9 protein-coding genes and 2 tRNA genes are annotated in these 15,722 nt (G+C 66.4%); 4 read left to right on the top strand and 7 right to left on the bottom strand.

Annotation, left to right across the window (positions count from 1 at the left end):
• Window positions 1-1,296 precede the first annotated feature (1,296 nt).
• From Q2T94_RS15750 to Q2T94_RS15735, 4 genes are all read right to left on the bottom strand, one after another.
• Window positions 1,297-1,370, bottom strand: a tRNA-Met gene (locus Q2T94_RS15750).
• 223 nt (window positions 1,371-1,593) lie between these two features.
• A tRNA-Met gene (locus Q2T94_RS15745) sits at window positions 1,594-1,667 on the bottom strand.
• 110 nt (window positions 1,668-1,777) lie between these two features.
• A complete protein-coding gene (locus tag Q2T94_RS15740) occupies window positions 1,778-4,705 on the bottom strand; it encodes a UPF0182 family membrane protein (RefSeq protein WP_264269223.1) in 2,928 nt (975 codons plus the stop codon).
• 272 nt (window positions 4,706-4,977) lie between these two features.
• Entirely contained in the window at window positions 4,978-6,150 is a 1,173-nt protein-coding gene (locus Q2T94_RS15735) for a YlbL family protein (RefSeq protein WP_302265627.1), read from the bottom strand.
• 212 nt (window positions 6,151-6,362) lie between these two features.
• On the opposite strand from Q2T94_RS15735, the gene Q2T94_RS15730 reads away from it, so the two are divergent.
• The gene (locus tag Q2T94_RS15730; RefSeq protein ID WP_302265625.1) at window positions 6,363-7,856 is read left to right on the top strand and encodes a zinc-dependent metalloprotease; all 1,494 of its coding nucleotides are present in this window, start codon (window positions 6,363-6,365) and stop codon (window positions 7,854-7,856) included.
• Between the two features lie 135 nt (window positions 7,857-7,991).
• Here the strand turns inward: Q2T94_RS15730 and Q2T94_RS15725 are convergent, their stop codons facing one another.
• The gene (locus tag Q2T94_RS15725) at window positions 7,992-8,654 is read right to left on the bottom strand and encodes a M48 metallopeptidase family protein (RefSeq protein ID WP_302265622.1); all 663 of its coding nucleotides are present in this window, start codon (window positions 8,652-8,654) and stop codon (window positions 7,992-7,994) included.
• A 195-nt stretch (window positions 8,655-8,849) separates the two neighbouring features.
• Between Q2T94_RS15725 and Q2T94_RS15720 the strand changes: the two genes are divergently transcribed.
• The gene (locus tag Q2T94_RS15720; RefSeq protein ID WP_302265619.1) at window positions 8,850-9,890 is read left to right on the top strand and encodes a ThiF family adenylyltransferase; all 1,041 of its coding nucleotides are present in this window, start codon (window positions 8,850-8,852) and stop codon (window positions 9,888-9,890) included.
• 9 nt (window positions 9,891-9,899) lie between these two features.
• Here Q2T94_RS15720 and Q2T94_RS15715 read toward each other — a convergent pair whose 3' ends face one another.
• Both Q2T94_RS15715 and nudC read right to left on the bottom strand, forming a co-directional pair.
• Window positions 9,900-12,041, bottom strand: a complete 2,142-nt coding sequence (locus tag Q2T94_RS15715) for an ATP-dependent DNA helicase UvrD2 (RefSeq protein WP_302265617.1) — start codon at window positions 12,039-12,041, stop codon at window positions 9,900-9,902.
• A 3-nt stretch (window positions 12,042-12,044) separates the two neighbouring features.
• A complete protein-coding gene (gene nudC, locus Q2T94_RS15710) occupies window positions 12,045-13,010 on the bottom strand; it encodes an NAD(+) diphosphatase (protein WP_302265614.1) in 966 nt (321 codons plus the stop codon).
• Between the two features lie 200 nt (window positions 13,011-13,210).
• Between nudC and Q2T94_RS15705 the strand changes: the two genes are divergently transcribed.
• Both Q2T94_RS15705 and Q2T94_RS15700 read left to right on the top strand, forming a co-directional pair.
• Window positions 13,211-14,722 carry a macrolide 2'-phosphotransferase gene (locus Q2T94_RS15705; protein WP_302265611.1) on the top strand — a complete coding sequence of 504 codons (1,512 nt, stop codon included), beginning with the start codon at window positions 13,211-13,213 and terminating at the stop codon, window positions 14,720-14,722.
• Window positions 14,723-14,879: 157 nt separating this feature from the next.
• Window positions 14,880-15,617: a hypothetical protein gene (locus Q2T94_RS15700; RefSeq protein ID WP_302265608.1), complete on the top strand. Its 738-nt coding sequence runs from the start codon at window positions 14,880-14,882 to the stop codon at window positions 15,615-15,617.
• Window positions 15,618-15,722 lie beyond the last annotated feature (105 nt).

The raw sequence follows: 15,722 nt of genomic DNA, 5'->3' as shown, positions 1-15,722 counted from the left end.
AGGTCGATTGGCAAGCGCCGGAGATCCAACGGGCGTCTTCTTGACCGGGCCAGCAGCAACGAAGGGCTTCTTCTCGCCCGCCACGGCTTTGGTGGGAACCTGCCGGACGCCGGGCTTCGCGGAAGACGAATTCGGGGTTTTGGCCGTTGATGAAACGGATTGCCGAGCAGCGGGCGAAACCGGCTTGGCCGGGCCCGGAGCGGGTACGGCACCAGTGGACTTGGCCGAAGCCACCGTCCTCGCCGGACCCGGAACAGGTACGGCACCGGCGGACTTGGCCGAAGCCACCGTCTTTGCCGGACCCGGAGCAGGCACGGCACCGGCGGACTTGGCCGAAGCCACCGTCCTCGCCGGACCCGGAGCAGGTACTGCAACGGCGGACTTGGTCTTGCTAATTGAGTCAACGACGGGCTTGGCAGGGCTCGCCACAAATCGCGGGGAAGGCCCGTCTATTCCTGCTCCAGATTTGGAGTTATTTTTTCCGCCGGGCTTGCCCTTGGAAACTTTTTGCACGTTGTCGGGCGTGACTTGGTTTTTCTTGGGCGGTCCGGGCTTGGGAGAACGTGCAAGGGAGCTTGGCGAAGCGGCTACCGCTTCCTTTGCGGCCCCGGGCGTCCCACCGATCGCATCGCTCACGACGTCAACTGGGACGGTGTTCTTCGCTGGCACACCGTTTTTCGACGTTGGCTGCTCCGGCATGTTGGCCCTACCTCAGATGGACTCGACAAAGCCCGACTTACGCCGAGCTGACCATTTACCAGCCAAGTCTATTGCGTCGGACCGACGGGAAGGCAAAACGCCATGTCAGACTGCATTTCCAATAAATACAAATCGTCGACCAGACCCAAGATGTGATCGCCGGAACACGGCCCGGAAACAACGAATGAACCTCGGGGAGGGGCCCGAGAGGCGCCCTGAGTTCGTATCATCAGACACAAACGCCGTTCATATCCGGCTCAAGGGGCGCAAGTCGGACCGCTTGCAGAGAGTCACGACCACTAGTGTTCCGTCTCGTCATGCAAATGAATCGGGAAGCACGATTGCCCGGCGTTCTCTTTGCTGGCGGGCGACCCTCACAGGCGAGCCGTAGACTCGAATTCGCTACTTCGGAAGCATCGCACCCCGGCCATCACTTCGAGGAAACTTCAACCCTCAGCGACGAATAACTGACTGCCTGGTCATTCAGCTAGAACACCTGCTTCGGACCGACAGGCCAGTGTGTCCGCGGGGCTTCGGCACTTGCTGTTAAACCAAACGATCCGTGGTCCTGAATCAGGACCACGGATCGTTTCTTTGTGGCGGGGACAGGATTTGAACCTGTGACCTCCGGGTTATGAGCCCGGCGAGCTACCGAACTGCTCCACCCCGCGTCGGTAAATACAACGATACCAGCGCGCTCCCCTCACGCCTAATCGAGCCGTGGATTCGTCGATGGTTGACATTCCAGTCAGCATGTTCGACCCACGCCAGCGACGCAGGAACGTTTTTCTGCATCGGGGAACAACTTCAATGAAATTAACTTCCACCAGCGACACCCATCAGGAAAGAGTAAAGGACCCCGACCGGGTTTCCCTGGTCGGGGTCCTTCATTCGTGGCGGGGACAGGATTTGAACCTGTGACCTCCGGGTTATGAGCCCGGCGAGCTACCGAACTGCTCCACCCCGCGGCGATATAACAATCATCGCCGATTGGGTGAACAGTAAGCAAATCCTGGAGGTGTCGCCCTGCTCACATACGTGGCAAGGCGACACCTTGATGCGGATAGATCCCTTCGCCTTACGGCGCGGGGGTCTCTGAGGCCGGGGCCTCGGGAGCGGGTGCATCGGTAGCGGGTGCATCCGTCGGTGCCGCGGCACCTGTCAGTGCATCCTGTGCCTCGGTGGCGCGCTCGAGCGCATCCTGCAGCTTGGCCTGCTCCTCGCCGTACTTGGCGAAGTCACCCTCGGCAAGCGCGGCCTGGCCGGCGGTGATGGCAGCGTTGGCGGCCTGCAGTGCCGCGCTGAGCTGCTGCTCGGCGGTCTGGGTCGCCGGAGGAGTTCCGGGTTCCTCGCCGTTGCCTTCACCATCACCGTTTTCGCTGGTGACGGCGCCCGAGGTTCCCTCGAACACCTGGTCAAGTGCCTCGCCAAGGGTGTCCGCGAATCCGACCCTGTCGCCGAAGGCAACCAGTACCTTGCGCAATGTCGGGTAGGAAGTCTGCCCGGAGGACTGCACGTAGACCGGCTGGACGTAAAGGATGCCGCCGCCAACCGGCAGCGAGAGCAGGTTGCCGTTCTTGACTTCCGAGGCGCCCTGGCGCAGCAGGTTGAGCGCCTGCGACACGGTGGCGTTGGAGTCGAAGTTCTGCTGTGCCTGGCCGGGGCCGGGCACGGAGAGCTCGCGCGGAATGGCAAGCAACCGAAGCTTGCCGTAGCCCTCGGCCTTTACTCCCGCCTCGGTGCCGGCATCGGCTTCCGCGGACAGGAAGCCGAAGAGCACGTTGCGCTGCTGTCCCCCGGAGGCGGTCTGCGGGATGAAGGTCGACGTCAACGAGAAGGCTTCCTTGTCCTGTCCCGGCATCCGCAGCGACAGGTAGTACGGGGGCTGCTTGATGCTGGCGTTGGACTGCGTCGGATCGGAAGGGACCGACCAGGCATCGTTGGCGTCGTAGAAGCCCCCCGGATCAGTCACGTGGTAGGTGGCGAGCAGTTCGCGCTGCACCTTGAACAGGTCCTCGGGGTAGCGCACGTGGCTCATCAGCTCGGCGGACATGTCCTTGTAGGACTTGATGTTCGTCGGGAAGACCTTCTGCCATGCCTGCAGCAGTGGCTCTTCCGGCTCCCAGGCGTACAGCGTGACCGAGCCGTCGTAGGCGTCGACAGTGGCCTTGACCGAGTTGCGGATGTAGTTGATCTGCCCGGTCTGGGACACCGCACGGGTGCCGCCGGTCAACGAGTCGGTGACCGCCGAATCCAGTGCCTGCTGCTTGGAGTACGGGTAGTTCTTCGAAGTGGTGTAGGCATCGACGATCCACTGCACCCGCCCGTCGACGATCGCCGGGTAGGCGTTGGAGTCCACGGTCAGGTACGGGGCGACCTTCTCCACGCGCTGCTTCGGGTTGCGGTCGTAGAGGATCTGGGAGTCCGAGTTGATCGCGTCGGAGAGCAACAGGTCGGTCGAGGCGAACTTCAGCGAGTAGACCAGGCGGTTGAAGAAGTTTCCGACCGCCGGTCCACCGTCGCCGTCAAAGGTGTTGCGGGTGTCCTGGCTGCCCGAGCCGGAGGCCGGCCGGTCAAGCTCGCGCGGTTCCCAGTCGTCGGGTCCCCCGACGATCGAGTAGTCAGGGGACATCTCGCCGAAGTAGATCCGCGGCTCGTAGGTCTCGTCGCTGGCCAGCACGCCCTGGGTGGGGATGCCGGAGAGCATGAAGTCCGGGCGCCCGCCGGCGGCAACGCGGTTGCCGAAGGCTGCCACCAGGCCGTAGCCGTGGGTGTAGGTGATGTGCTGGTTGACCCAGGTGTCGGTCGGGTCGACGTTCACTTCGCGCACGCCGATCACGGTGTCCTCGACGGTGCCGTCGATTTCGTACCTGTCCACGTTCAGCGTCGGGGTGAACTTGTAGTAGGTACGGAACTGCTGGAGCTGGTCGAACGCGGCCGAGACCAGGTTCGGGTCCAGCAGGCGGATGTTGGTGGTGGTGGCCCGGTCCTGGGCCAAGGCGTTCTTCTGCGGGTTCAACTCGACGTCGTAGTCGGTTTCGTCCACCGAGTCCAGCCCGTAGGCCTTGCGCGTCATGTCGATGTTCTTTTGGATGAACTCGCGTTCCAGCGTCTTTTCCGAGGGAATGACCTGGTACTGCTGAACGATGAACGGGTAGATGCCGCCGGCGATGATGACCGTCACCAGCAACATGGCGGTGCCGATGATCGGCAGGCGCCAGCGGCCCATGATGGCAGCGACGATGAAGGTGATCGCCACCAGCACCGCGGCGATGGCCAGGATGGTCTTGGTCGGGATGACGGCATGCACATCGGTGTACAGGGCACCGGCAACGCGGCCGTTTTGCGAGAGCAGCGTGGAGTAGCGGTCGACCCAGAAGTTCACTGCCTGCAGCAGCAGGAAGCCGACGGCGAAGACGGCAATGTGGATGCGTGCGGGCTTGCCGATGACAATGCCGCCGCGCTCCTCAACGCGGATTCCGCCGTAGAGGTAGTGGGTGAGCAGGCCGGCGATCCCGGCAATGAGCACGACCGAGATCAGGTACCCGTTGAGCAGGCCGATGAACGGCAGCGAGAACATGTAGAACGACAGGTCCATGCCGAACTGCGGGTCGGCCTCGTTGAAGTCGACCTGGTTGAAGAAGAGCAGCACCTCTTGCCACTGCGAGGTCACCGCGGTGGCGGCGAAGACGCCGATGACGACCGGGACACCGATCATCAGCAGGCGGCGCATGGGCTCAAGCTGCGACTGGTACTTGGACATCGCGTCCTGGCGCTGCCCGTCCGGCGCGTAGACCGGCCGCGAACGGTAGGCCAGGCGCAGGGAGATCCAGATCGCGAAGGCCATGAGCAGGAATGCCACGATGAAGATCGCGGCCTTGGACAGGTACTCGGTCCAGAACACGCGCTCGAAGCCGAGCTGGTTGTACCAGAGCACATCCGCGTAGACGCTGGAGACGAACACGAAAACGGCAACAAGGATACCGATGACGATGATCGTGGGCATCAGCGGGGATGGGCGTCGCTGACGGGGCTGCGGGTCGGGTCGTCCTTCGGGGCCCCGCGGGGGGCCCTCAAAGGGACTGCCAGTGCCAAAACTCAATTTTTACCTCACCATTGGAACGTTCGGCGCGCGGGAAACGCGCCTGAAATGTGTCTTTGTTCCCATTCTGCCTTGCATCGGCGCCCGGCGAAGCACCCCTAAGGATGATGTCGCGGAAATGTGAGGTGATTGTGACCCGCACCGAGGCGCATCGCAGCCGCGGGCCCGGGTGCCGATTATCCGCAGGAAGGGAACGCGGCGGGGTCCTGGCCCGCGGCGATCCCCTCCACGGCCGCCCGGGCCTCGGCAAGGGTGGCTACCTTGATGACATCGAGCCCGTCGGGGACCCGGCCTGCGACATCGGCACAGTTCTCCGCCGGGGCCAGGAAGTACTCGGCCCCCTGGTCCTTGGCGCCGACGAGCTTTTGCGCGATCCCGCCGATGGGTTCGACCATTCCTTCGGCGGTGATGGCGCCGGTGCCGGCAAAGTGCTTGCCCCCGGTCATTTCACCTTCGGTCAGCTGGTCCACGATCGCCAGGGCGAACATCATGCCGGCACTGGGACCGCCGACGTTTTCCAGCCCGAACTTCACCTCCAGCGGGAAATCGAAGCTGCCCGAGAGCAAGATCCCCAGCTGCCGCTGGCCCGCCGGTCCGGCGTCGGTGCCCACCGTGACCGTCATCGGCTTGCCGTCGCGGGTGATGCCCAACCTGCTGGGCGACTCCCCCGCCGCGTCGAGCTGTTTCTTCAGCGATTCAAGGTCGGTGATTTCCTGGCCGTTGATGGTCTCGAGCCGGTCCGAGACCTTCAGGGCACCGGAATTCCGCTCGGTGGCGAACCCGACCACGCCCAGGTGGCTGGAGTAGGGGATCTCCAGCTCGTGCAGGGCCGCGGCGGTGGAGAGCTGCTGCGAATCGTCCATCATCAGGGTGTTTTGTTCGCTCTGCTCGGTCGTGGTGGTGCCGCGCGGCAGCACTGTCTCCTCGGGCACCACGTCCTCGTCCGGGTTGATCCAGCCCCACAGCACGCTGAAGAACGGCAACCGCTGTTGCCCCCCGCCCTGGACGTACACAGTGGTCATGTCCAATTGCCCGGAGGTGGGGTAGGTCGTGGCCCCGCTGATGTCGAGCAGCCTGGTGCCCTCCACGCTGCCGATGGTGTTCAGCGCCGGACCCGCGGATTCGACCACGAAGTGAGTGGGCAGCAGCGTGGCCGCCGCGATGATCACCATGGCGAGCCAGCCGGCCCCCGCGCGCTTGTGGCGCAGCAGGCCCTGGCCGGGATCGGTTGCCGGCCAGCGGTGGGTCAGCGGCCGGTGGTCGGCGCCGTCCGGGTCCGGGTGTGCTGCCGGGGCCACGTCGGTGTGCCGGCCGTGCTCCGGTCCTGGTCCTTCATGCACTGCTGGCACGACTCCCTCTTTCATTGCTCGTGTTCGCGCTCGCGGCGCAGGGGGGGTGTGCACCTTGCGACGTGGCATCCTCCAGCCTACAAGCCCCTTGCAGGACCGGGCGTCGTCGGCGCCGGACCACCGAGGACTTCACAGTGTTTTCCGATGTGCCCACAGCGAACTGCAACTCCAGTTCATGTGTTGATGCCGCGGCCCGGGGGTACCGTTGAACCATGGCTGAAAATCCCCCATCAAACCGACCCGACGACTCCGAAAACGATGACGAGAACGCGAAGGACCCGTTCTCCGAGATGTTCGGCTCTCTCTTTGGCGGCGCCGGCGGATTTGACCCCAAGCACCTTCCCGCGGGGCTGGGCGAGGCCATGGGCCTGTCCGACAACCCCGAGGCCATGGCGCAGATGATGGCGCAGGCCCAGGCGATGATGGCAGCGATGGCCAAGGGCGACGGCGGCCCGGTGAACTGGAAGATGGCCACCGATGCCGCCCGCCAGTCCATCGCTTCCAACGACCCCTCCATTTCCGCGAACCGCGCCTCGGCCGTGGCAAACGCCGCCCGGCTGGCCGAGATGTGGCTCGATGCCGCAACCGTGTTCGAGGCCGACGGCAGCGAATGCCGGGCCTTCTCCCGCGCCGAATGGGTGGAAAAGACCATGCCGGTGTGGAAGTCGCTGACCGAACCCGTCGCACTGAGCGTGGGCAAGGCCATCACTGCAGCGTTGGGCGAGCAGATCCCCGAGCAGATGCGCCCGATGATGGGTGGGGCACAGGGCATGCTGCAGCAACTGGGCGGCACCATGTTCGGCATGCAGCTGGGCACCGCCGTCGGCGGCCTGGCCAAGGACGTGCTCGGCGCCACCGACATCGGGCTGCCGCTGGCCGGATCGGCACCTGCCCTGGTGCCCACCAACATCGCCGCCTTCGGCGAGGGCCTGGAGATCCCGGAGCAGGAAATCCTGCTCTTTGCCGCGCTGCGCGAATGCGCCCACGCCCGCCTGTTCAACCGCGTGCCGTGGCTGCGTTCCTCGGTGATTTCCGCCGTCGAGTCCTACGCCCGCGGCATCCACATCGACATGTCTCGCATCGAGGAAGCAGTGCGGGACATCGACCCGATGAACCCCGAATCCTTTCAGTCGCTGATGGGCGAAGGCCTGTTCATGCCCAAGCGCACCGCTGCCCAGGAAACCGCGCTGGCCAAACTCGAACTGGTGCTGGCATTGATCGAGGGCTGGGTCGACGAGGTCGTGGCCGCCGCCGCGGCGAACCTGCCCGGCGCCCCCGGCCTGCGCGAGACCATCCGTCGCCGCCGGGCAGCCGGCGGGCCGGCAGAGAACGCCTTCGCCTCCCTGGTGGGCCTGGAACTGCGCCCACGCCGCCTGCGCGAGGCAGCTGCCCTCTGGGCGCACCTGCTGGAGGAACGCGGGCTGGAGGGACGCGACGGGATCTGGGCGCACCCCGACCTGCTGCCCACCGACGAGGATCTCAAGGACCCGCAGGGATTCACGTCCCGTCGCCAGCTGGCCGAGGCCAGCATGGACGACATCGATGCGGCGCTGAGCAAGTTGCTGGCCGGCGGCTTCGACGAACCCGAGGCCGGCAAGGACGATGCCTCGGACACCCCGGAGGAAGGCGGGAAGCCAGATTCCCCCACCGACACCGGGGCCGGGGCCGAGAAGGGTCCGGAACCGGAGAGCCCCGGCGACAAGTAGATGTGACCAACGACAGGGGGGGTGCCCGCGCCGATGTGCGCGGGCACCCCCTGTCGTTGGCGGTTGGGACTGACCGGCTGAAAGGTCATGGCCACCCGGAATGCCGAAGCCGCTTGGGTCCGGCAGCGGGCAGTCCTACCCGGCGGCTTGGCCGAACTCCCCGAACCCGCCGTCAAGATCGTCGAAGTCGTCGATGTCATCCTCCCCGCCCAAAGGCAGGTCACCGGGTGCATGGGCCCCGGGCTTGGCCGCTGCATGGTAGCCGTGGCTGACCCCAGAGAGGAAGATGTTGGCATCGTGCACCCGTGGGTAGCGTGAAAGCGCCGCCTTGAACCGCGGGCCGTGGCCGTCGCTCGGTTCCACCAGGTGGGCGAGTTCGTGGGCCAGCACGTAGTCCTGTACCCATTGGGGCATGGCGCGAAGCCGGTCCGAGAGCCGGATCCGGCGGCTGTTCAAGCTGGCCGAACCCCAGCGCCGGTTCTGGTTTGACACCCAGGACACCGAGGATGGATCGGCACGCCCGCCAAAGAGCTGGGCATCCATTTCCCGGGCCCGGGCCGCCAGCTGCGCGTCCGGATCCGTCGCGGAGCCGCGGGCGACCTTGCGCATGACCTTCTTCACCATGTCGGCCACCAAAAGCCGTTCGGCGTGCTCGGTCAGGCCAGCTGGCACCGAGACCACCATGGTGTCCTGCTTCCACGCCCCGGAGATGGTCTTCTTGCGCTTGGCCGAGCGCACCACGCGGATGGGGGTGCCCTTCTCGTCCACGTACTCGATGGTCGATGGTTGGGTTCGCATGTTGGTGTCCTTTCCGCCACTGCGTGGTGCCGCTGCCTGTGCCGATGCCCGGTCCCCCCGGGTGCCGGGGCACTTTCCCGCTCCAGGGTGTGGATAGCCGGCGAGTCCCCCGCGGCCGGTGCCACGATGGGTTCATTCAGGGCGCCGGCGACGGGGAATCGTGCCGGTGCCGCCGTTCCCCCAAGGAGAAACATCATGAGGATCAACCCGGGCTTGCAGGTACTTAGCCTAGTGGAGGGCGTCATCCAGATTGGCACCGGGCAGCGCGCACGGTGGATAACCGGGCTCACTCCGGCGGAAAAGCGTTTTGTGCTCTCCCTCTGCGAGCACGGCCCGCGCCCTGCAGGCCCCGCGCCCGACCTGCCTGATGAGCGGCGGCGGACAGAGATCCTGGCGATGCTGGGCCCGGCGTTGGTCCAGTCCCCCACACAGCCTCCGCTCGCGGAAGGAGCGGAACCTGTCGGTGCGCTTGGCACGGGATCCGGGCTTGGGGCGCGCCTGGTGCCCGATGTCCTGCAATGGGGAGCCGCATACCAAATGGATGCCGTCCCGGTGCTGCGGCGCCGCGCCGAGGCCAAGGTGGCTCTCTATGGCTGCGGGCGGATGGGCCAGCTGCTGGCCCATGTCCTGGCCGGCGCCGGCGTCGGGTCCCTGATGCTCTGCGACGGTTCCCCGCTGGATGCCGGGGACCTGGGTGCAGGGACCACGGGCATCACCGGCGTGGGGGCCCCGCGTGCCCGTGCCACGGCCCGGGCCCTGCAGTCGACATACCCGCACCTGGTGGTGGCGGATGCCGCCGGTCGCAGTCCCGACGCAGCGGCCCTGGACATGGCGGTGGTGATGGCAGGCGGCATGCTGCCGCCGCTGGAATCCCTGGCCGTCGATGCCGCGATGCTGCCGGTGCTGTTCACCGATTCGGGAATGCACCTGGGTCCGATGGTCATCGACGGGCTCACCATGTGCGCCGCATGCGCGTGGGAACAATGCGACCCCACGCTGCGGATGCTCGACGCCCGGGAGTCTGCCGCACGGGCACCGGCGTTGCGCCCCGAGGCCTCGCTGGCCGCCGTGGCCGCCGGCCTTGCGGCCATGGCGGTGCTGATGGCCCTGGACCGCATCAATATCCCGGCGGCGGCCGGATCCATGACCGTCTGCGACCTTCCCACCGGCTCCATCACCTCCGTGCCGGCCAGGGCCAGGTCCCGCTGCACCTGCCTGGACCCGCTGGCGGCCTGAGCTTCGCTTCTAGTCCACTGTCTCGCCGGCCAGGATGGCCAGCACGGCCTCGCCGTAGCGCTCCAGCTTGCCCTTGCCGACGCCGGACACCTGGCCCAGGCCGGCAAGACCGTCGGGTTTGGACTCGGCAATGGCCATCAGCGTGGCATCGGTGAAGATCACGAAGGCCGGAAGCGAGTTGGCCTGGGCCACCTGCAGCCGCCAGGCACGCAGCGAATCGAACACCGCTTCGTCGTACCCCGCCGGGCAATTGCCGCAGCGGCCCAGCTTGCGTTCGGTGGCGCTGGTCAGCAGTGTCCCGCAGACCCTGCACTTCGGCGGTCCCGCCGGGCTCCGGCGCCGGGCGGCCTTGGGCGCGGAGGCGACGCGGGAGGTTCCCGCCGGGCGCAACCCGTCCAGGAAGCGCGAGGGCCGGCGGTTGGCCCGCCCTCCGGGGGTGCGCGCCAGCGACCAGGACAGGCCAAGGTGAACGCGGGCGCGGGTGATGCCCACGTAGAGCAGGCGCCGTTCCTCGTCGTATCCGGCCTGGTCGTCGGCGAAGGAAATCGGCATCAGGCCCTCGGAGAGCCCGACCAGGAACACCGCGTCCCATTCCAGGCCCTTGGCCGCGTGCAGCGAGGCCAGCGTGACCCCCTGCACCGTGGGGGCGTGCTGGCTGGCTGCGCGTTCCTCCAGCTCGGCCACGAAGGTGTGCAGCGTGAACGGGACCTCGGAACCTGCTCGGGCCTCCGCCATCTCGTCGGCGAGCGCCACCAGGGCGGAAAGCGACTCCCACTTTTCGCGCACTGCGCCGGAGGCGGCAGGTGCCGTGGCGCTGTAGCCCAGCGAAACCAGGATGTCGCGGGTCAGCTGCGGGACGGTTGCCCCGTCGACCTCGGTGGTGGCGTGGCGGGCGGCGGAGCGCAATTGCAGCATCGCGTCGCGCACCTCGCGCCTGGCGAAGAAGCGTTCCCCGCCGCGCAACAGGTAGCCCACACCGGCCGAGGCCAGCGCCTGCTCGTAGGCGGCGGACTGCCCGTTGGTGCGGAAGAGAATCGCGATTTCGGACGCGGGGGTGCCCTCGGCAATAAGTTTCTTGACGCGCTGGGCGATCTCCGAGGCCTCGGCCTCATCGTCCTTGGCCTCGAAGAAGGTGGGCTCGGGCCCGTTCTCGCGCTGGGCGATGAGTTCCAGCGGGGTGGGCCAGTTGATGTCACGGTCCGGGACCCCGGGTTCGGGGCGGCGGGCGGCAAGCACGCGGTTGGCAAGGTGCACCACCTGCGGGGTGGAGCGGTAGTCGCGCACCAGCTTCACCACCGGGGCCTGCTCATAGGTGGCGGTGAAATCCAGCAGGTGGCGCGGGGTGGCGCCGGTGAAGGAGTAGATGGTCTGGGACGCATCCCCCACCACGCAGAGTTCGTCGCGCCCGCCGAGCCACAAGTCCAGCAGCCGTTGCTGCAGCGGGGAAACGTCCTGGTACTCGTCGACCACGAAGTGCCGGTATTGTCCGCGTACCGAGGCGGCGACCCGTTCGTCGTCCTCCAGGATCGCCACGGTCAACAGCAGGACGTCCTCGAAGTCGATGAACTGCCTATCGGTCTTGACGTCCTCATAGGCCTGGAAGATCCGCGAAACGGTGATCGGATCCAGCCCGCCGGGCTGCCCGCGGTCCGCGGCGGCTGCCACGTAGGACTCGGGGGTGAGCATCGAGACCTTGGCCCACTCGATCTCGCTGGCCAGGTCCCGAACCGTCGCACGGTCCGCGGTGGTGCGCAGCCGGCGGGCGGCCTCGGTGATCAACGGCGCCTTGTAGTCGACGATGGACGGCAGCTGCCCGCCAATGGACTGCGGCCAGAAGTATTGCAGCTGGCGCAGGGCAGCGGCGTGGAAGGTGCGGGTCTGCACGGCCCCGGCCCCCAGCTCCCGCAGGCGCGAGCGCATTTCGGCGGCGGCGCGGGCGGTAAAGGTCACCGCGAGCAAGGAGGAGGGCTTGTACACCCCGGTGTGCACGCCATAGGCGATGCGGTGGGTGATGGCGCGGGTCTTGCCGGTTCCGGCGCCGGCCAGCACGCACAACGGCCCGCGCAGGGTGGTGGCAACCTGTCGCTGTTCCTCGTCCAGCCCGGCGAGGATGCGTTCTTCCAGGGCCCCCATGTCGGTCGTCTCCGTCATGTTCTAGTTTGCCAGCCGTTCGGGTTCGGGCAGCACGCCGCCGTACCAGTGTTCGACCAGGGCACTGGCGATGGAGGTTCCGGTGGGAACTCCGATGGAGCCGGAGCGGACGGCCTCGGCAAGTTCCTCGCGGGTGAACCAGCGCAGGTCGATGATCTCCTCCCCGTCGGGGACCAGCTCGGTGCCAACGGCGGTGGCGGTGAAGCCGAGCATCAGCGAGCGCGGGAACGGCCAGGGCTGCGAGCCCATGTAGCGCGGGTTGCGCACCACGACCCCCGATTCCTCGGCGACCTCGCGGATGACGGCGGATTCCAGGGACTCGCCCGGCTCCACGAATCCGGCCAGGGTCGAGAAGCGCGTCCCGCCCCATGCCTTGTTGGCACCCAGCAGCAACCTGTCATCCTCGTCGGTGATGGCGACAATGACCGCAGGGTCGGTGCGCGGGAAATGCTCCAGGTCCTCGGCCGGGCAGTGCTTGACCCAGCCCGAGGCGCGCAGGTCCAGCTTGCCGCCGCAACGCGGGCAGAAGTTCACCGCGTGGTTCCAATTGGCGATGGCGACGGCCTCGACGAAGAGCCCCGCGTCGCGGGCACCGAGTCCGGCGGCGACGTCGCGCAGCCCCAGCCACTGCTCCGGATCCGTGGAACCGGCCGACGGCTGGCCGTCGGACGTGACAGGGGCATCGTGGAAGGAATGCAGCACGATTTCGGAAGTGCCGTCAAAACCCAGGTAGATCTCCGTGCCGCCGGCCGGCACCGCGGCCAGCTCAATCAACACCAATTCACCATCGAGCACCCTGGCACGACCGCCAACCAGCACCAGGTGGCGGGTTGCGGGATCAGCGCGCAGGACATCGAGCCAGCCCTCGTCGGTGCGCCGCTCGCAACCGCGGTCGGTGGTGGCACGCGCCAAGGGCAGGGCTCCTAGCGCCGGGAAGCTGGTCACAGGGTTCTGCACGGTATCGCTCATAGCACCAACCGTACTGAGAGTTGCGGCCCAACGCCTACTTCAGGGCACCGGTTGTGGCCATCGGCGCACCTTCCCGTGGCGCGGGGCACCGTCCCTCCGACCTCCCCGCGAGGAGCAACCGGAAGGAGTTGAACGCAAAACATGCGACTCGCCGCCGCACCGCAGGACGCGGGCACGGCTTGCGGTCTACGGTGGAGGATGTGAAACGCTCTCCCATGGAACTCGCTGCCATCGCCACCGCCGCGGTCCCCGGCTTGGCGCCCACGGGCGTGGCATCGCTGCCGGACGACGGCAACGATTTCGACTCGGTGCTCATTGTCGATGCCGCCAAGAACCGGTGGCGCGTGCGCTCCCCGCGCCACGAGGAAGCCAGCATGCGCCTCGAAACGGAATTGGCCGCCCTGCGCGCCTTTTCCGCCGGCATTCGCGCCTCGCTGCCCTTCCAGCTGCCCTCCGTCGCCGGAACCGTGCGACAGGGCCCGCTGCGGACCTTCGTGTACAACCACGTTCCCGGCAAGCAGTACTCCCTCGAGGACCTGGTGTCCCAGGGCTCACGCTGCGCCCGCGACCTGGGGTCGGTCATGGCAGCCATCCACTCGATGCCCTCTTCCGCAATTGCCCGGGCGGACTTGCCCTCTTACACGGCTGAGCAGGTTCGCCAGCGCCGCCTGAACGAGCTCGACGCCGCGGCGACCACCGGCATGATCCCCTCGCGGCTCTTGCGCCGTTGGGAACACGCGCTGGAAGACGTGGCCCTGTGGCGCTTCAACGCAACCGTCATCCACGGGGACCTGCACGAGGACCAGTTGCTGGTCCAGGACGCCAAGGTCGTTGCCGTCACCGGGTGGACCGACCTGCAGGTCGGGGATCCGGCCGACGACTTCGCCTGGCTCGCGGCCGTGCACGAGCAGTCCTTCGCCGAGGCAGCCTTCGAAAGCTACGTTGCAGTGCGCGGGGACCGCGCCGATCCACACATCATGCGTCGTGCCGCACTGGCAGCCGAGTTTGCGCTGGCCCAGTGGCTGGTCAAGGCAATTGCCGGCGGCGACGCCGAGCGCATAGCCGAGGCAAAAATCATGCTCGAGGAACTCGATTCGGATATTGCCGAGTATGGCGGGCAGCCGATCTCCGTGGTCGAGCCCCCGCGTGCAGCGCGCGCCGTAGCGACCGACGAACAGCCCGAACCCGTCAGCGTCGCCGAAAAGTTGCCCGTCGCCAAGAAAGTCACCGTATCCGGCATCGCGCCAGTGGACGATGCCGGGCCCGATGCGGATAACTCATCGAGTCCTGCCGAGCCGGAAACGTCGGCCCTTAGGATCGTGCCCTCCCCCGTGAGCGCCGTACCGACGCCACCTGCCGTACCGCCGGTCCCGGCCGCTGCCCCGCCAAAACCTGCCAGCTCCCCTAAGACCGGCTCGGAGTCGAGGGGCGACTCCGAGCCGGGATCGACGGACAAGCAATCCAAGGCCTCGTCCTCCCCGGACACAGCGCCGGGCCAGGACACCGACGCCAAGGAAACAAAGGACGAGAAGGATACGGCGGATACCAACGAATCCGCCACTTCGGCTGAAGCCCCCGTGAACACGTCGAAGGCGAACGTCACCGAAGATGGCACCTTGACGTCCGGAGAGCAGACCCCGAACGGTAGGGAAAAGGATTCCGCAGGGAGCGACACCACCGCGATCCCCGTCCAGCCTGCCCACCCTAAATAGCAGGGAGGCATCTGTGTTGACGAACCTCCTGTTACGGATCGCTTCATATTAAGTCCACTTGATAGAGTCAGGTTTGCTCTTCCTGACGTCGGTGAGCGACTTCCAACTTCCTATGCATAGCGGGGACAAACCTATGAAAAATTTCAAGAACAGCACCATGCTGCTCTCAGCAACCGCCGGGGTATTGCTGGCCCTGACCGGATGTTCGGCCGCCGTGGAACAGCCCGCCGGTGCGACGACTGCCGGATCCGAGGCCGGCCCCGTGGAAGCGGAAATCGTGGTGCCGGAGGCCAAGGAAATCTTCCCCAAGACGTCCGCCGCAATTAAGAAGGCCACCTCGGCAACCGTCATCGGTGACATCGCCAACGGATCCGAGAAAGGCAATTTCGAGCTTTCGGGCACCGTCGACGGGACCAATTCCCTGATGAAAATGAACCAGGACGACGCCTCCATCGAACTACTGACCGTCGACAACGTCTCGTACATGAAGCCCAACAAGGCATTTCTGACCCAAACAGCAGGGGCCGAGGCCGCGAAGAAGCTCAATTCAGTCGCAGCGGACAAGTGGATTTCAACGAAGAACGCCGACCAGTTCGGGGACTTCACGGTGGGTTCCTTCCTTGCATCGATGGACACCGATGAACTCGGAACGATGGAAGCCCCAAAGATTAACAAGAAGTCCCTCGACGACCTCAACGGCGCCAAGGCCTTCAAGTACACCGGCAGCGACACCATTTTCTGGATCGCCGCCGAGGGCGAACCCCACCTGCTGAAGATTGAATCAACCGGATCCGCAAGCGACGGCACCGGATTCATGACCTTCAGCGAGTGGAATGCCGTCAAGCCGCACGAGACTCCGGCCAAGTCCGATGTGGTCAGCGTCCCGGGCCTCTAAGCCTTGATCCACCGATCCGCCCCCGGTCGTCGTCTGCTGGCGACGGACGGGGGCGGTTTCGTTTTTGGGCACGGGAAGGGTGCCGGCCTCGCTGTCGGCGGGTGT

Source organism: Paeniglutamicibacter sulfureus (assembly GCF_030512175.1).
Lineage (GTDB): Bacteria > Actinomycetota > Actinomycetes > Actinomycetales > Micrococcaceae > Paeniglutamicibacter > Paeniglutamicibacter sulfureus.
This window is presented reverse-complemented; position numbering and strand designations above follow the sequence as displayed.